General features: G+C 59.1%; 12 protein-coding genes. 1 reads left to right on the plus strand and 11 read right to left on the minus strand.

All coding sequences use genetic code 11. From position 1 onward, the window contains the following. Window positions 1–16: 16 nt before the first annotated feature. The 8 genes from O9H32_RS12500 to O9H32_RS12535 all read right to left on the minus strand — a co-directional run bounded on the left by O9H32_RS12500 (window position 17) and on the right by O9H32_RS12535 (window position 9,701). Entirely contained in the window at window positions 17–523 is a 507-nt protein-coding gene (locus tag O9H32_RS12500; protein ID WP_269866433.1) for a 3-hydroxyacyl-ACP dehydratase FabZ family protein, read from the minus strand. Between the two features lie 3 nt (window positions 524–526). After that, window positions 527–1,771, minus strand: a complete 1,245-nt coding sequence (gene fabF, locus O9H32_RS12505; protein ID WP_269866615.1) for a beta-ketoacyl-ACP synthase II — start codon at window positions 1,769–1,771, stop codon at window positions 527–529. A gap of 19 nt (window positions 1,772–1,790) precedes the next feature. Then, entirely contained in the window at window positions 1,791–3,491 is a 1,701-nt protein-coding gene (locus tag O9H32_RS12510; RefSeq protein ID WP_269866434.1) for a thiamine pyrophosphate-binding protein, read from the minus strand. After that, entirely contained in the window at window positions 3,488–4,711 is a 1,224-nt protein-coding gene (locus O9H32_RS12515; RefSeq protein WP_269866435.1) for an aldehyde dehydrogenase family protein, read from the minus strand. The genes O9H32_RS12510 and O9H32_RS12515 overlap by 4 nt, the downstream gene beginning before the upstream one ends. Window positions 4,712–4,807: 96 nt before the next feature. Further along, entirely contained in the window at window positions 4,808–6,271 is a 1,464-nt protein-coding gene (locus O9H32_RS12520; RefSeq protein ID WP_269866436.1) for a class I adenylate-forming enzyme family protein, read from the minus strand. Between the two features lie 13 nt (window positions 6,272–6,284). Next, a complete protein-coding gene (locus O9H32_RS12525; protein WP_269866616.1) occupies window positions 6,285–7,019 on the minus strand; it encodes an enoyl-ACP reductase FabI in 735 nt (244 codons plus the stop codon). Window positions 7,020–7,732: 713 nt separating this feature from the next. Continuing rightward, window positions 7,733–8,260, minus strand: a complete 528-nt coding sequence (locus tag O9H32_RS12530; RefSeq protein ID WP_269866437.1) for a hypothetical protein — start codon at window positions 8,258–8,260, stop codon at window positions 7,733–7,735. Between the two features lie 379 nt (window positions 8,261–8,639). Beyond that, window positions 8,640–9,701 (minus strand): LLM class flavin-dependent oxidoreductase, encoded by a 1,062-nt coding sequence (locus O9H32_RS12535; protein ID WP_269866438.1) that lies wholly within the window; start codon window positions 9,699–9,701, stop codon window positions 8,640–8,642. Window positions 9,702–10,037: 336 nt separating this feature from the next. Between O9H32_RS12535 and O9H32_RS12540 the strand changes: the two genes are divergently transcribed. Further along, complete coding sequence (locus O9H32_RS12540) at window positions 10,038–10,688, plus strand: FusB/FusC family EF-G-binding protein (RefSeq protein ID WP_269866439.1); 651 nt, start codon at window positions 10,038–10,040, stop codon at window positions 10,686–10,688. A gap of 44 nt (window positions 10,689–10,732) precedes the next feature. Here the strand turns inward: O9H32_RS12540 and O9H32_RS12545 are convergent, their stop codons facing one another. The 3 genes from O9H32_RS12545 to O9H32_RS12555 form a co-directional block, all read right to left on the minus strand. Continuing rightward, the gene (locus O9H32_RS12545) at window positions 10,733–12,322 is read right to left on the minus strand and encodes a glycosyl hydrolase family 18 protein (protein ID WP_269866440.1); all 1,590 of its coding nucleotides are present in this window, start codon (window positions 12,320–12,322) and stop codon (window positions 10,733–10,735) included. 56 nt (window positions 12,323–12,378) lie between these two features. Continuing rightward, window positions 12,379–12,957, minus strand: a complete 579-nt coding sequence (locus O9H32_RS12550; RefSeq protein WP_269866441.1) for a uridine kinase family protein — start codon at window positions 12,955–12,957, stop codon at window positions 12,379–12,381. 181 nt (window positions 12,958–13,138) lie between these two features. Continuing rightward, complete coding sequence (locus tag O9H32_RS12555) at window positions 13,139–17,077, minus strand: S-layer homology domain-containing protein (RefSeq protein WP_269866442.1); 3,939 nt, start codon at window positions 17,075–17,077, stop codon at window positions 13,139–13,141. Window positions 17,078–17,086: the final 9 nt, after the last annotated feature.

The following is a 17,086-nucleotide window of genomic DNA, read 5'->3' on the forward strand; positions in this document are numbered from 1 at the left end:
GCTTGAAGCTCACTGCCTATTCCGCCGCCGTCTGCTCTTGGCGCCGTTCCCCCCGCTTCGCGTCGGTCCGAGACTGGTCGAAGGAGACGATCTCCTCCGCCTCCAGCACCAGACGATCGCCTACCGAAGCCCTGCCCCGGCCGAGGACATACCCCCGCCGGCGCTTCGTCACCTCGAATATCAGGTCGAGACGGTCGCCTGGCTTCGCCTGGCTGTGAACCTCGACCCCCTTCAACGTGGTCAGGAAGGAGATGCCCTTCTCGTCGATCGTTGCGAATGCTGCCAGCTGCGCGATCGCTTCGAGAACTAGCGTAGAGGGCATGTGGGGCTCAGGCCCCGTGATGAACCATTCGTTCCAGGTGACGAGCTTGTAGCCCTTAGCCCACTTCGACGTCTCGTAGCCGGTAACGCCGTCGACCAGCAGGAACGGGAACCTGTGGGGCAGCACGTCCGGAATATGGATCGATTGGATCGTTTGGATCGCTTGATCCACTTGGTCCGCTTCCATCGGTTCTATGCTCATGGCCTAGACTCCCTGCCACTTGCGGAGGGAGAGGCACACGTTGTGACCGCCGAAGCCGAACGAATTGCTGATCGCCGCACGGACTTCCCGTTCCTGGCTTACATGCGGTACGAAGTTCAGCTCAGGCGCCTCCGGATTATCGCAGTTCAGCGTCGGCGGAACTTTGCTGTGGATCATGCTCTGCACGGTCGCGATCAGTTCTACCGCCCCCGCCCCGCCCATCATGTGTCCGGTCATGGATTTGATCGAGGAGATCGCCAGCTTCGGCGCATGCTCCCCGAATACCGTGCGGACCGCGTTGATCTCCATCCGGTCGTTGAACGGCGTACTCGTGCCGTGAGCGTTGACATAGTCGATCTCCTCCGGCGTCAAGCCTCCGTCGCGCAGCGCGATACGGATCGCTTCCGCCGGCCCGGAGCCCGACGGATCCGGCGCCGTGATGTGATACGCATCGGTGGTGCAGCCGTAGCCCGCCACCTCGGCGAGAATCGTCGCTCCGCGGTTCAGCGCGTGCTCGAGCTCTTCGAGCACGACCACCCCGGCACCGCCGCCGATGACGAAGCCGTCTCGGTCGACATCGAACGGCCGGCAGGCCTTCTGCGGTTCTTCATTGCGCCTCGAGAGCGCATGAATGTTAGCGAAGCCAGCGAGGTCGAGCTGGCTGAAGTTCGCCTCGGCTCCTCCGGCCACCACGACATCCGCCGTGCCGTACTGGATCGTGCGAAGCGCTTCACCGATCGCATTGCTGCCCGTAGCGCAGGCCGTGACGACAGCGAACGACGGCCCCTTCGCCCCGATGGCGATGGAGATCTCGCCCGGTGCGGAGTTGATCATCATCGCGGAGACAAAATAAGGAGACACGCGCTTCGGACCCAGCTCCGTCAGCTTCTTGTAATTCTCTTCTACCACGTCGAGCCCGCCGGCTCCCGAACCGACGACGACGCCGACGCGCGAGGCGTTGCGCTCGTCGATCACCAGCCCCGACTGATCCACCGCCTGCCGGGCGGCTGCCAGCGCGAACTGGGTGAACTGCGCGACCTTGTTCGCTTCCTTGCGGCTCATATACTGCAGCGGGTCGAAGCCCGTCACCTGCGCGCCAATCTTCGTCGGAATGTCGGCCGTATCGAATACGGTCACCGGACCGATCCCGCTGCGTCCTTCTACAAGCGAAGTCCAGAAATCCTGGAGGTTATGCCCTACCGGAGTGACCACTCCCTGTCCCGTTACCACAACACGTCTTTTCACGATAACACGTCCTTCGGCCTCATTATTTTGCTGATACGAGCTGCTCGTAGAGGGGGAAATCCCCGTATACATGCCGGATCTTCTCATGCACATCGGACAGGTCCGCCTGCACTTCGACCACGACCAGCTTGTTCTCCCGGTACGCTGCGAAAGCCCGGCGGATTCCCTCGGCCACCTCTTCCCTGCTGCGGATGACGAGGGTCTCGACGAAGTCGTAAGCGGGAATGCCGAGACCCGCCTTGGCTTCCTCCGAAACGAAGGGATACGTCCGGTCCCCGTCCGGCTGGTAATTGTACTGATTCTGGAGCCAGCCGTAGCCGCCGTTGTTCATCACGAGATAGATCAGCGGAATGCGGTACTGCACCGCCGTGATCAAGTCCGAGCGGAACAGGTTGAACGCCCCGTCGCCGACCATCGCCACGACCGGACGAACGCCGGCCGCACCGGCGCCGAGGGCGGCAGCCGCCCCGAACCCGAGACTCGTCTGGTCGCTCGGCACAATGGAGAGCGCGCCTCGAGGGAAGCGGTAGTAAGGATAAAAGTACGACCACATATCCTGGAGGCCGTTCTCCTGCACGAGCACCAAGTCTTCCGGAGCTTCGGCCTGCAGCCTCTCCAGCAGTTCCGGGATGTGAACGCCTGGCGAGTTGCGCAGCTCCGCCATCGCTTCCGACCGGTGGAGGAACGCCTTCTCCTTGCGGCTGCGGATCGTCTCCAGCCACGCTCCACCCGGTGCCGGCTCGATCTGCCCGAGCCAGTGCTCCACCGCCTGATAGCCGTCGCCAAGCACCTTCACGCCCCGGTATTGATGGGCAAAATCCTCCAGCTCCACATTCACCTGAATGAGTGGCGTTCCGCTGAGGAGGACGTCCCACTCGAAGGTAGCCGTCTCTTCGAGCCGGCTGCCGAGCGAGAGCACCACATCGGCTTCCTCCCAGATCCGCCGCAGACGGATATCCGTATACAGCCCGGCTACACCGCAGAACAGCCCATGGTCTTCGTCGATCACTCCCCGCCCCGATGCGGTGGAGAACAAGGCGGCTCCGATCGATTCGGCGAATCGCTCAAGCACCTCGCCGCTTCCCGGTTTCATCCCGCCTCCGACTAGAATCAGAGGCTTCCGGGCGCTGCGCAGCACCTGCCCAGCCGCTTCGAGCTCACGCCGGGAAGGTGAAGTGGTGAGTCTGACGGGAGGCACGAACGGAAGCTCCACCGGCACAGGCTGGTCGGCCAAGTGCTCGGGCAGTTCCACGTAGACGGGTCCGGGTGCCCCGTTGACCGCCAGGAAGGCCGCCCGCTCGAGCGCCCATACGAGCCGGTCGCCGTGCTCGACGCGGTACGCCCACTTCACCAGCGGTTTGACGAGCGAGATCTGGTCGGTTTCCTGGAATGCCCGCGTACCCAGCTTGTCCCCGGCGGTGCCAAGCGCAAGCAGCAGCAGAGGCACGCCGAGACTTTTCGCTTCGAGCAGCCCGGTAAGCGTATTGCTGAGCGCCGGTCCTTTGCCGACGACGCACACCGCCAGCGAATTCGTGGTCAGCGCATAGCCCGACGCCATGAATACGCTGTTGCGCTGATCTTTGCATATGATGAGCTCGAGCCCCGACGATGGCAGCGAACCGAGCAGCTTGAGGTCGTCGCTCGGCAGGCCGAAGAGGTGCCGGACCCCGGCGGATTGGAGGTAGCCGGTGATGGCATCCCAAGGTGACAAACTGGTGGTCATACCATAGCCCTCTTTTCCGACAGGTACTCCGCGACAATCTCCGAGATCAGGATCGGCTTCGAGACGAGCTGGTTGTCGTGGAAGATGTAGTTGGACATCGTGCCGTAGCCGCCGAACGCCTTGTTCCCCTGATCCACGTCCTCAAGCGTCTGGTTGATCGTCAGCGTGTGCTTCTTGCGCAGGGTATCCGCCAGATGCGCAGAGCCGTACAGGCTGCAGCCCATCGCCCGCTCGCTGAAGTAAGAGGAGGAGATGCGCTTCACGAGCTGCTCGTCGTCCCGGTAGCTGACCACGTTGAACACCGGAGAGAAGTACTCGATAATCTCCAGATTCTGGTCCATCTCGCTGAACAGGATGGTCGGCTCCATCTTTTTCGTGCGGAAGTCGATGCCGCCCCCGTAGATGATGTATTTGTCGTTCGTATTGAAATATTCGGACACCGCGTAGAGCGTATCCTTATAGAAAATAGGCGAGTAATGCGCGTCTGGATCATTGTTGGCGCCGAAGGTCAGCTGTTCGACCCGCTCGATCAGCAGGCTCTTGAAGAACTCCGCGACGTCTTGATGAACGAGAATGATGTCTGGGCCGAGGCAGTCTTGACCCGAGTTGAACAGTCTCATGCGGATCACGTCGGCCACTGCCAGCTCCATGTCCGCATCCGGACCGATGATGAACGGATTCAGCCCTTGTCCGAAGAATACGTAGAGCTGATCCTTGCGGATCTGCTTCTTGATCTGCTCGGCATTGGTGTAGCTGCCCGTGAACACCACGATATTAGCCTGCTTCACGGAGTTCTCCATGAATACCTTCTGGCTGACCTTGCGGTTGACGATCGGCAGTCCGTGGACGGCATGCAGCTTGTCATGCAGCATGCCGACATATTCGGCTACGTGGGACGAAGGGCGGAAGTCGATGCTCTCCACGTACAAGGACGGAATCAAGAGATACAGCGCGTAGGAATACAAGATGACGTTCGAGGGCATGAAGACGGCCATAGATTGCTGCCAGTCCGGCTGGTGTGTGCGAACTTCCTCCAAGGCGCCCTGCAGCGTCAGGATCGTGGAGTCGATCTCGGCGTTGGCTGCGCGGTAGCACGAAATATGGGAGAGAATGTCCAGCACTTCCTGCCGTTGGTTGGTCAAATAATCCAGGCACTTCACTATGGCCCCGTGTCTCTCCATAAATAACGCTTCCCTTGTCAGTTCCAGGTTCATACTCATCGTGACTTCATCCCTTCTTCTATAGATTAGGTTGGGTAAAAGGTTTCACCTCTCGGACATCTGAACGCGCAACGCTTCTTGTCCGGACCGTTGTCATTAGATTCCCTTCGGCAGCGACGCCCTCTGGCGTGCGATCCGTTCCATCTCGAGCCGGTCCACTTTCCCGTTGCGGTTCAAGGGGAAGCTCGGCAGCGACAGCAGCAAGTCGGGGTACATGTAGGTGGGCAGCAGCCTGCTGAGTTCCTTGCGCAGTGCAGGCAGTGACTGCGGAGATTCGCTTTCGACGAAGGCCACGAGCAGGGTGCCCTTCGCCTCATCTTCGAGGGCCACCACGGACGAGCGCTGCCCCAGCTTGCCGATCCGGTCTTCGATATAGACCGGCGAGACCATGTAGCCCATCCGGTTCACGGTCTTCCCGCTGCGTCCGATCACATGCAGCATTCCATGGTTCAAGCAGCCGAGGTCGCCGGTCTTGAACCATCCGTCCTGAAGGACGGAGGCCGTCAGTTCCGGCCGGTTCAAATAGCCTTCCATGCAGCCTTCCGTCCGGATCCACACCTCGCCGACGCTGCCTTCCTCCTGCTCGATACCGGCGGAATCCAGGATACGCAGCTCCACGCCCGGAAGCGGATAGCCGCAGCCTTCGGGATGCTCCAGCGTGCCAAGCGTCACATTGCCCAGCTCGGAGAGTCCGTAGCCGTTCAGCAGAGGCTGACCGAACACCGCCGTGAATTGGTCCTCGAGATCTTGGGTCAGCGGGGAGCCGCCGACGCACCACATCCGGACGGGAGCCTTCTTCACGATCTCCAGCTGTTCGGGCTTGCGGTGCAGCATGCGAAGCAGTGTGTAATATGCGGAAGGGTTGGCGTCGACGACGGTCGCCCCGTCCTTGGCGATGCTGGCGATGACGCTCCAGAGATTCTTGGGGTTGCAAATGACAAAGCTGCAGGAAGTCAGCCACCAGGAGAAGATGAGGGAGATGCCGTAGAAGTGGGAGAATGGGACGACCGGCAGCATGCAGTCGGCCGGCACATAGTTCATTGCGGTGATCGAGTAACGGATGTTGTCCATGAAAGCCGCTCCGGCCTTCACGATTCCCTTCGGTTGGCCTGTCGTACCGGAGGAGTACAGGATCAGGGCGTCTGGCCTCGCGCACCACCGGGTGAAGTCGATGCCGCTTCCCTCCCCTTCTCCGCCCGGAGATGGGGCTGCCTCCAGCTCCCTCAGGATATCCCCGATGAGAAGAACGGACGCCTGCGGCTCTTCAGGAGCTCTGTCGGTCAGAAGCCAACTTGCACCGGTTTCTTCGCAGATCTGGGCGACTTCGTCGGCAACCGTCTGCTCGTCCAGCACCGTGACCGAGACGGCAAGGGAGCAGAGGGAGAACAAGGCAACGATGAAACCGTAGGAGTTGGCCGATTTCAGGATAACCCGGTCATCCCGGGTGACACCCAGAAGTGCAAGCATCCGGGTGAATCTTGCGGTATCCTCTTCCAGCCGCTCGCGGGCGATGATCCCCTCCGGCGTAATCAGGCGGCATTGCGTTTGCGTGATGAGCAAGCGGGCTTCCTCCTTACATAGCCGTAATATGGTATCCAGCATCCACATGGATGACTTCTCCCGTGATGCCTCTGGACAGACGGGACATCAGGAACAGAGCCGTGTCCCCTACTTCGGAGGTGTCGACGGTTTTGCGAAGCGGGGTAATTTCTTCGATTTGCTTCAGCATCGCGTTAAAGTCCTTGATGCCATAAGCAGCGAGGGTACGGATCGGGCCGGCCGATATCGCATTGACGCGGATCCCGTAATCGCCCAGGTCGTTGGCCAGATAACGCACGCTGGCTTCCAGCGCAGCTTTGGCCACGCCCATGACATTGTAATACTTAATCGCGCGTTCAGCCCCGATGTACGTCAGGGTGGCGATGCTGCCTCCCTCGGTCATCAGCGGATAGATGCGCCGGGACACCGAAGCAAGCGAGTAAGCGCTGATCTCTTGAGCCAGCGTATAGCCCTCCCGGCTCGTGTCGACGTACAAGCCATCCAGGTCCTCCGGCCTAGCGTACGCGATACTGTGCACATAACCGTGAAGCACCCCGACCTTCTCCTTCAGGAAGACGGCCAGCGAGTCCAGCTCTTCCTCACTCTGCACATTGCATGGGCAGGCGATGGCGCCCGGGATCGTATCCACCAATTTCAGCACCCGCTCCGCCACTCTCTCATTCTCGTATGTAAATATCAGCTGCGCTCCTTCGGATGCCAGAGATTGGGCCGCTCCCCATGCAATGCTGCGGTTGTTGGCTACGCCCATAATCAGGATATTCTTACCTGTCAACAATGCGGACGACACAAGAAACCACCTTTCTGGATCTACCGAATATTCACTTTAACAGACCAATTAGAACACATATTGCATGAATTTACTTAATTAATCACCATGTCCTAATATTTCCCATAATACGATAACTTTCACTTTTTGAAAACAGGTAACAGACGTTTTTTTTGGAGAAATCCCTTCAGATTTTGTAAAGTTTTAGGAGATGAAGGCGCAATCCCGCTCCAGGAGCGGCCTGCGGCCTGCCAACAGAGACTCTGCCGATCAATTCACCATCGGATGATTCAGTGATATCCGCTCGCGAAGCCGGCAGCACGTCCGCTCCTACTAGTTCAAATAAGCAGCACGGCGGCCGGAGAAATACGGGTATCGGTAACCGTGCCTGGAAGAAGGAGCTGGGTTCCTGCGTTGATGTCTGTGTACGGGTCGGAAGGGATTCCGGGCGAGTGGGATCGCCGGGAGGCAAGACGAGGCGCCCTCGAGGGCTGGCGAAGTAAGGATCCGGAAGGATGGGTGTACGGCGGTTCCGACGACCGGTTCCGCGTTGAGAAACAAGAATATAAGATGACAGGATCGAGCCCTAGTGAGATATAAAATTCTAATCGTCGGACATAAGCCGGAACGGCCGCCGGTATCCCCCTCGCCCCTGCGGGCATGAAAGTCCAGCGCGGCGGCCGCCCCTTCGATTCCTATGCCTTGCGCTTCTTCGGAAACAAAGTATAGCTGAAGGCGATGATGAAATCGATGGCGAGTACGACTGCCCAAACGGTCATTAGGCCCGTAAGAGGGAGAGTGCGCTGCGGATCGCCCACATAGTAGATCATGGCCAGTAGCAGCGCATTGCCGATCGCCCACCCTAACAGGTGCAGCAGCCAGCTGATCCGCTCCTCCCTCGCATGTTCGGATCCATACTTGCGTTCGGGCTTGGGTCCTTTGGCGAACCAATAGGAGAAACGCAAGTCCGCCCACCGAATCAACCGGTGGCCAAATGCGACTGTGATCCCGATATAGCAGGCCGCCAAGCCCGTGGCGGTTGTAATCTCCGCCCCGCTGCGCAGGCTGATGAAGACCAGCAACAAGAGCAGCAGGTCAATGACGGGAGTACACAACAGAAAAAGTGCGCCCAGTTTCTTCATACGGAATACGTATCTTGCGATTAATCCGGCGGCAACAAAGACCCAGAACAAGATTTCGGCGCTGATAATAAACCAATGCATAACGAATGATTCCTTTCGGGTAAGTCATCGGCCTGCCAGTTTCGGCCGGGCCGAATCGGATTCGTGGCTTCCTGCGACAACAAGATCGGTTATTCCCGGCGTTCTTCCTTCATGACATCGCTCCTTTACGTTCGCATTCATGGGGACCGCAGTCTGCACAGCGCTTTTCGGCAATGCCGTGCAACCCGCTTACTATTATACATTATCATACATTAAATTACTAATTTTCCCTTATTTCAAAACGTGGCTCCCCTGCCGGCCTGCCGCGGACGAACACCTCCCTGCCCTTGCGCTGCATGACCAGGCATGGGAAAGAGGAGCTGCCAGCAGGCCAGCTCCTTCATCCTTGGAAACGACGGCACAAGCGTCCGTCAGCCCTTTAGACCCGCGGCCCGCTTTCGGCCTCCCAGGCCGATATGTCTTGGCGGACCCGCGGCGCCACTTCGGTACCGAGCAGCTCGATGGCCTTCATGACGTCCTTATGCGCCATCGTGCCCACGGGAACATGCAGCAAAAAGCGCGTGATGCCCACCTGCTTGCGCAAGGCAATGATTTTGCGGGCCACCGTCTCCGGATCCCCGACGTATAGCGCTCCTTCGAAGCTGCGGGCCGCGTCGAAGGTTGCACGGCTGTAAGGTCCCCAGCCCCGTTCTTTGCCGAGGACATTCATAGCCTGCTGCGTGGGCGGGAAGAAGGTATCGGCGGCAAGCTCGGTATCTTCCGCAATGAACCCGTGGGAGTGGGATGCCACCGGCAGCTGCGATGGATCGTGCCCGGCATGGGCGGCCGCTTTCTTATAGAGCTCCACGAGCGGGGCGAACTGCATTGGAGAGCCGCCGATGATTGCCAGCACCAGCGGCAGACCCAGCAGGCCGGCACGGATCACGGATTCCGAGTTCCCTCCGCTGCCGATCCACACCGGCAGCGGATGCTGCACGGGGCGCGGATAGACGCCGAGATTCTCGATCGCCGGCCGGTGCCCCCCGCGCCACGTTACCTTCTCAGACTCGCGCAGCTTCAGCAGCAGCTCCAGCTTCTCATCGAACAGCTCGTCATAATGATCCAGCTCATAGCCGAACAGCGGGAAGGACTCGATGAACGAGCCCCTGCCCGCCATAATCTCCGCACGGCCGTTCGAGATGCCGTCCAGTGTGGCAAAGTCCTGGAATACGCGCACCGGGTCGGCGGAAGACAGCACCGTGACTGCGCTGGTCAGCCGGATCCGTGCGGTCCGGGAGGCGGCCGCAGCCAGAACGACCGCAGGCGAGGATGCTGCGTAGTCCCTCCGGTGATGCTCACCCACGCCGTATACGTCCAAGCCCACCTCATCGGCAAGAACGATCTCCTCGACTACTTCGCGCAGGCGCTCCGCATGACTGATTACTTTGCCGGTCGCTACGTCCGGCGTCGTTTCTACGAAAGTGCTTATCCCTATTTCCACTGTCGGTTCCTCCTGTTTCGATAGATGGGATAGTTGTCCTCATCTTTTATCCTATTCTACCGCATTACAGCGGATTCAACCGCTCGTATCCCAGAAGGTCCCGTTGAAATCACAAGGGGATTTCATTTATAATATTAAGAATCCAGGAGGTGGTAATCCATGGCAAATCCGCTTGCCGGAGCTGGAACGACTCATGCAAAGCCCATTATTGGAGGCGATCCTTTGCATGGGGCGGACGTACCAATCTGAATCGCCCGACATAGCCGGCATCGTTTCTAATACTTGGCTTTGCACCTTATTCTTTTATCCACACCAAAAATAAGGGGCTGACATGCCATGAGCGCACCATTTATTAGAAACCATCACTATAATTGGATCAAGAAACAAATCGGTCACCTGCAGCACGCCTGCCAATCCGTCTCCGATCCGAGAGTCGTCGAATCCGTACGGGGCAGCACGGAATCCAGGATCTTAGAGCTTCTCCCGGACACGGCAGATGGCCTGCAGCATCCATTAGCGGGCATCTCCGCCTTGCGCAAATCAGAAGATTTTCAGCTCTATCTCCGTTCGGTAGAATCGTACATGACGGAGTTTCCGCAGATCACAGAAAAGCAGATCCGGAAGCTGTTCCCCAAAGCCAAGAAGCTGCCGATGCCCGATCTCGCGGTGGACTTTCGCTATCTTACCTACCTCGGATGGGTCGATATCTCGTCCAACAAGCTGTTCATCGTCTATCCGCTGAACGGCCAACTTGCCGGGATCGAAGGCAGATATACCCCCACGAACAAAAAAGGCATCTGCTTTCTCTGCGGCAAGCATGGGGAATCCGCCTTGTATACAGCGGTCTCCAAAGCAAGACCGGCCCATGCTTCGTCCGATTACTATAAAGCGGTCGGCAACTATATGTGCTTGGACAGCCGGGAATGCAACAAGAACATTACCGACGTTGCGCCGCTGGAACGATTTTGCCATGAGGTCTTAGGCTAAGCGAAAAGGGAGCTGCTCCGGCAGCTCCCTTTTGGGTTCGCCCCTTATCCCTGTTCCTTCTTGAACAACTGCCAATCGGACTCTGTATAATTGCCCATATACCATAACGAAACGCCTTTGAGTCCGTAATATTTCGCGAGCCACAGCTTCTTGCCGATACTTGATGCGTCTTCATAGAACACTTCATGCGCGCCCCGTTCATCCTGAAACTCGAGCCGTCTCAGCCCATACGGATAACTCAAATACTGGGTAACGCCGGGAGCGGCCAGACGTTTCTCCACCTCGGCGATCTCGGGATTATACGACTGCGTCTGACCGGCGGAGGCCACCCATTGGTTGGCCTGCTTGGAGATGCCAAGAACGAGCTTCTCTTTGGGCACGTAGGCCAGCGTCCGCTTCACCGTATCGGCTACCAGCGGAAGCGGGGCCGACGGCAAGCGGCTGCTGTCGTGCGTAAAATTATAGGCCATGAGAATCACCGTATCCGCCAGTCTGCCGATTTCTTTGAGGTCATAGCCCTTATAGTAATAATCAGGCTGCACGGCAACCGTAAGCGCGGTCTTCGGGAGATGTTCTTTGAGCCGTGTCAGAAAGCGCACATAATCCGCCGCGCTGGCAGGCTCCAGCAGTCCCTCCAAATCCATACATATCCCGTCAAAGCCGTACCGCTCATCGGCGGCCACCTTCTTCAATGATTCGATAAAAGAACCCTGGGCGGCCTCATCCCTCAGGAATTCCTTCAGGTTCGAGTCTCCGTAATACACCATGAGCTCCTTGTGTAGGCGGGCGTCATCAGCCGCCTTCACGGCTTCCTCCCACCCGCTCGGAATCTTGTATTCCGTCGTCTCCGTATTGAGCTTCGCGACTCCGGGAGCGGAATATTCCAGATGCGACCATCCGAAGGTTACCTGGTCGAGCAAGGGCATCCGCTGAAGTGCCGGATAGGAGCGAATGGCGTAGAATCCGGTCTTCGCAAGCTTCTGCTTCGCGAGCTGCGCGTCAAGTAAGCGGTAGACGATTGCAGCCGCTTCCTTGCGGGTCAGGGGCTGCTTGGGATGGAAACCCGCCTGATCGCCTTCCATGACCCCCTTGTTCACCGCATAGTAGATATACGGTGCCAGGCTCCCGTTCAGTGCGCCGCTATCCGGATAAGCGCGACTTCCCTGCTCTTCTTTCCACCGCTCCTCCAGCCACAGGCTGCGTTCCTCTGCAGGCTCGGCGCCGAGCAGGGCTTTGCCGGCAACCGCAGCCACCTCTTCCCTCGTAATGACCCGCTCCGGATCTACGGTCTTGCTGTCATCGAGCATAAAATCGATCCATTGCCGCTCGTAGGCGGCAGCGACATAAGCGTAGGACCACCGGTCCTTCTTCACATCCGAAGGAGCTGCGGCCGGCAATGCCGCGAGATCCACGCGCTGCGCGCTCACGAATAACTTGAGAAAAGCTTCCCGCGTAAGCATGCCATCGGGGCGGTAAGTTCCATCCGGATATCCGTCGATCATCCCCAGTGCCGACAGCGAATACACCTCGTCTTGAAACCACGCTTCATTCGTTATGTCGCCAAAAGGCTGCAGTGGAACGTCATACGCTAACGCGCAGTCGGTCGAAACCAACATGAATAAAGCAGCGGCCAACGCTGTTCTGCGGAGCACGGACAACAATGCGGTTCTCTCCCCTCGTTTTTTGCTTTTTATGTTAGCCAGGCCCCGCTGGAACGGGCTAGCTTATACTGAATCCACTCCAGCAGCATCCGGCTTCCCTTCTGCTCCTTCCAGGAACCGTTCAGTACCAGATCCGCATACCACCGGGTGGGCTCCACGTAGAGATCGTGCCGGTATCGGACCAGATCCAGATACTCCCGTACCACCTCTTCCGCGGAATACCGCTCCCCGCTGAACTTCCCGAGTCTTCTGGCAAGTCTCTCATCCGACTGGCAGTCCATGTATACCTTATAATCCATCCGCTCTCTCAGCTGCGGATAATGGAACGCCAAGAATCCTTCTACGATCACCACATCTTCGCCGGTGTCCGCGTGCTGCAAGTCCTCAAGCACCCGGTCTATATTCACAGCCAGAGGATCATTATAATCCTCATAGGTCTTCCCGGAGAACGCCGCCGCAGTTACCGGTCTACGTTCATGATAATACTTGTCCATATGGATAACCTTCACTGTGTATCCGTCCAGCCCCTGCGCCAGAACATGACTCAAGGTGGTTTTGCCGCTGCCTGTTCCACCTGCAATGCCGATCGTTAAGGGCCGCCTGTGCATCCTTGTCCTCCCTCAGCTTGTCATGGCAGCTGGCAATCCGGGGTCCAACGAACCTCCTCGCCTCTGCCCCATCCAGATTACCATATTCCGGAAGAAACCTCTATCATAGCCCCCTATTTCTACCAAAAAAAGAAAGAATCCGCCGCAGCAGATCCTTTCTTCGCATGGTCCAGCAGTACCGTTATGGCGTATGACTGCCCATATACTGATAAGTGCCCTTAGGGAAGGCATTCCATTCTCCGGCGGCCGAGAAGGCCCCGGAACCGGTGGAGATGCCGGACTTTCGTACGATCGTTCCGCCTTTTGGCAGCAATGGCACCTTCGACGATGGATTCCCCAGCACATCGATGATGCGGCCGTCTTTTTTGAGCACTAGCGCAACGGTATCGTATTGGGCCGGATTGTACATCGGCAGTTCTTCGTTGTAGTACCAAATGTTCATGATATCAAAGGCGTCATAGAATATCGAATCGATAAAAATATAAGGCATATTCACTTGAATCGCAGGTATCGGCTTCGATGTAACTTGATACCGGTTCGTCTGCTTCATCCATTGGTGCATCTCGAGCTCGTAGCCTTCTATCTTGCCTGCCGCCTCTCCGCTGCCGTTGTAGTAGATCTGGAAGGCAATCCGCCCGTCTCCTCCATCCAGATACTGGGCGAAGTAAGGTGTCGGGCTGCCCTGCGCCTCGGCGGTGACTTCAAAAATAGCCGCATATCCGTTAGCGCCGACAACCCATACGATGGCATTGGCTGCCGGGAGCGTCAAGATCTTCCCGCTGAGCTCCTCAGGGCCGGTCCATGTGGCTCCCGGATTCCCCTTATACACGACGAAGGACGATTGATTCGGGAAGAGCTCCCCGAGATCATAGCTGATGCCGGATACGCCCAGCTTGGTCCGGATGGGGATCAATCCGTTAGGAACTAGCGGAGCTGTCCTTACGTTGAACGTATAGGCCGCTCTTCCCCCGCGGCCGTCCTCAGCCGTCACGGTAACGAAGCCGCGCCCCAGCATGTTCCCCGGCGTAACGGTCAGCTGGCTGCCTTGCACCGAGGCATTTACCGTATTGGTAGAGCTCACTTCAGCCGAATAACGCAAGGCATCCCCGTCCCCATCGCGGAACAGCGCAGCCAAGTCGAAAGTGCGCGGGATCGTGTATCCCGGCGTGAGCACCTGCTCGTTCATGGCGCCGATGACTTCAGGCTTTTGATTGGGATGCTGTACCTCGACGGCAAAACTTGACGAAGCGGTGCCTCCCCGCCCATCGTCCGCCGTGACAACGATACTCGTGTGTCCGGGGCCAACCGGTGTCACCGTGAGAACCTTCCCGGCCAGGGTGACTACAGCGATTGCCGGATCATAGGAGACGGCAGACATCGTAAGGTCATCGCCGTCCATATCAAACATATAGGGTGCGAGATCCATTTCACCCGCGCTCCCGCCTGTCTCCAGACGCTGGGCCGGCAGCTGAAGGATCGTCGGCTCATGATTGACCGGTACAGGCGTTGGATCAGGCACAGGCGCCGGTTCCGGGTCGGGCACCGGTGTTGGCGTTGGGTCCGGGTCGGGCGCCGGGGTTGGCGACGGGTCCGGGTCGGGCACTGGGGTCGGCGTTGGGTCCGGGTCAGGCACCGGTGTTGGCGACGGGTCCGGGTCAGGCAGCGGGGTTGGCGCCGGATTCGGGTCAGGCACCGGGGTCGGCGCCGGATTCGGGTCAGGCACCGGGGTTGGCGCCGGATTCGGGTCAGGCACCGGTGTTGGTGACGGGTCCGGGTCAGGCACCGGTGTTGGCGACGGGTCCGGGTCAGGCACCGGTGTTGGCGACGGTTCCGGGTCGGGCACCGGTGTTGGCGACGGGTCCGGGTCGGGCACCGGTGTTGGCGTTGGTTCCGGGTCGGGCACCGGTGTTGGCGACGGATTCGGGTCAGGCACCGGTGTTGGCGACGGGTCCGGGTCAGGCGCCGGGGTCGGCGTCGGCATTGGGGCTGCCACTTTAACCGCGAAGGATTGGGTCACTTGGCTGCTTTTTTGTACGGCAGTTACCGCGACGTTGACAGTGCCGGGTATGGCCGGCGACACCGTGACCAGACTCCCCGACAGGCTGACGGAAGCGGCACCTGGACGGTCCTGAGTGACGCTATACTCCAGACCTCCATCCGCATTCTCGAAGTAGTCATCCAGGTTGACCTGGACGTCTCCCGCGCCGAAGAGGATGCTCTGTTCGGGAACCGGCGCATGAACCTTCAAGCCGAACGCAGCACTCGCCTTCTTCCCCTTCAAATCGTCCGCCACCACGGCAACCTTGGCCGTCCCTTTGGCAAGCGGGGTGAGAGTCAGCAGATTGCCTGCAACGGAAGCCTTCGCAGCCTTGTTCGATAACGGGATGTTAGCGTCGATCTTGATCACGGACTGCTCGTCATCCTTAAAGTAACTGTTCAGGTCTAGGCCTAAGCCTCCGTCGCTGAGCAGAATCATCAGCGGATCCGCGAATGGCGCGACGAGTTTGGGCGCCGTATTCTGCGTCCCCGAGCTGCCGGAGGAAGACGTGGACGAGGAAGATGAGCTGCTGCCGGATGAACTGCTGCCGCCTCCCGCTGAGGCTGAGGGAGCTGCGACAGTGGAAGTGGGAGCCGCAACAGCGGAAGAGGGTACCCCGGCAGCCAAGGCAACCTTGCCTACAGCGGCGGAAGTCTCTACCGTCACTTGCGCAGCAGGGTTGTTGACTTCCAGCATTCCGACCGTAACGGAGCCCCCGAGCGTCAAGGCTCCGCTCCCGTTCACGGTGATTCTGGCGATACCGGCTTTCCCCTCCAGCTTCGAAGGGTCGGAGCCGGCGATCACGATATCTCCGATGGTCCCCTCCAAGCTTACGGTCTGCGCCCCACTTCCGAGCGTGATCTGGCCGATCTTGGCTGCAGCGCCCGATTCGATGACGGCATCCGTATGGACCTCCATACGGCCAACCGTTGTAGAGCCGGAGGACAAGACACGAACGTCCGGTTTATTTACGGTTACGTCCACCAGCTGGGAATCTTCGAAGACCACGGTGTTCCGGTCTCCGCCGTCAACGCTTGCACTCCCCTTCACAATAAGATCGCGGGCCCAAAAATCGTTGAGCAGCTCCCGCCCAATCCCCAGATCCCGAGCTACAGTGAGGCCGGTGACAGTGATGTAGTTGGCCGCTATGATCAAATCGCCATCGAGGACGCTTCCCTGCCCGTCCAATGAAAGATTGGCGCTGAACTCCGCCTCCCCGTCTAGGGGAGCGGTGCCGCTTGCCTTAAGCTCCAGCCGGGTTATGCGTTCGATGGTCCGCCCCTTGAATTCGAATCCGATCCGGGCACCGGCAAGAGCCGCCTGGTTCCCCTCTCTCAGAATCCCTTTGACATGATCCGATACCTCATACCCGATCCCATTGATCTGTACTCGTCCGCCGTCTATCGATTGGATTACCGAGAGGCGGCCCGCCGGGAAGAAGGCCTCCACAATCATGCCGGCCGCTGCTTCGCGGGTGACGGCGGCTTGAGGCTTGAACTCACCGCCGTCCAAGGCATCCGCGATCTCTTCCTCCAGGGCCGTACGTACCGCGTCGCGCGCCCAAGGAGCCACGTGCGCCCAGTCGGCAGCGGGGGCGGCTGCGCCTTCGCCCTTATGCAGCGCCAGCCGCGATGCCCGTAGCAGCGTAACGGCCAGCTCCTCGCGGGTGACGACCCCCTTCGGACGGAACAAGCCCTGCCCGTCCCCTTCCATGATGCCGGACACCCGCAGCGCTTCGATCGACGGATGGCTCCAAGCCGTCGCATCGACATCCGAATAAGCGGATGGGGATTGCTGCAGAGGCAGCCCGAGTGCCCTGGCCAAAATGGCGGCCAGCTCCTGCCTTGTCAAAGGAGCTTCGGGATGGAATCGACCCTCGGCGTCCCCTTCGAACAACCCCAGCTCCCTGCTGCGCCGGATCGTCGATAGCAGTGCCGGGGACACCGACTGAATATCCAGGAAGGAGCCAGGGTTCATGCCGGCTTCCGCTGCAGCTGCGCCTTGTACGCCCGATGGGACCATCAAGGAGCCGGCGAGCAGGGCCGTCATCCACCTGCGGTTCACCCAATGTTTGTTCGTCATACCCTTCCG

The sequence above is a fragment of the Paenibacillus caseinilyticus genome (assembly GCF_027533645.1).
In the GTDB taxonomy this organism is placed as follows: Bacteria; Bacillota; Bacilli; order Paenibacillales; family NBRC-103111; genus Paenibacillus_G; species Paenibacillus_G caseinilyticus.

Excerpts from the sequence above, each read along its gene's own strand:
- O9H32_RS12500 (WP_269866433.1), bottom strand. The coding sequence starts at position 523 with ATGAGCATAGAACCGATGGAAGCGGACCAAGTGGATCAAGCGATCCAA.
- O9H32_RS12510 (WP_269866434.1), bottom strand. The coding sequence starts at position 3,491 with ATGACCACCAGTTTGTCACCTTGGGATGCCATCACCGGCTACCTCCAA.
- O9H32_RS12515 (WP_269866435.1), bottom strand. The coding sequence starts at position 4,711 with ATGAGTATGAACCTGGAACTGACAAGGGAAGCGTTATTTATGGAGAGA.
- O9H32_RS12525 (WP_269866616.1), bottom strand. The coding sequence starts at position 7,019 with ATGGGCGTAGCCAACAACCGCAGCATTGCATGGGGAGCGGCCCAATCT.
- O9H32_RS12530 (WP_269866437.1), bottom strand. The coding sequence starts at position 8,260 with ATGCATTGGTTTATTATCAGCGCCGAAATCTTGTTCTGGGTCTTTGTT.
- O9H32_RS12540 (WP_269866439.1), top strand. The coding sequence starts at position 10,038 with ATGAGCGCACCATTTATTAGAAACCATCACTATAATTGGATCAAGAAA.
- O9H32_RS12550 (WP_269866441.1), bottom strand. The coding sequence starts at position 12,957 with ATGCACAGGCGGCCCTTAACGATCGGCATTGCAGGTGGAACAGGCAGC.
- O9H32_RS12555 (WP_269866442.1), bottom strand. The coding sequence starts at position 17,077 with ATGACGAACAAACATTGGGTGAACCGCAGGTGGATGACGGCCCTGCTC.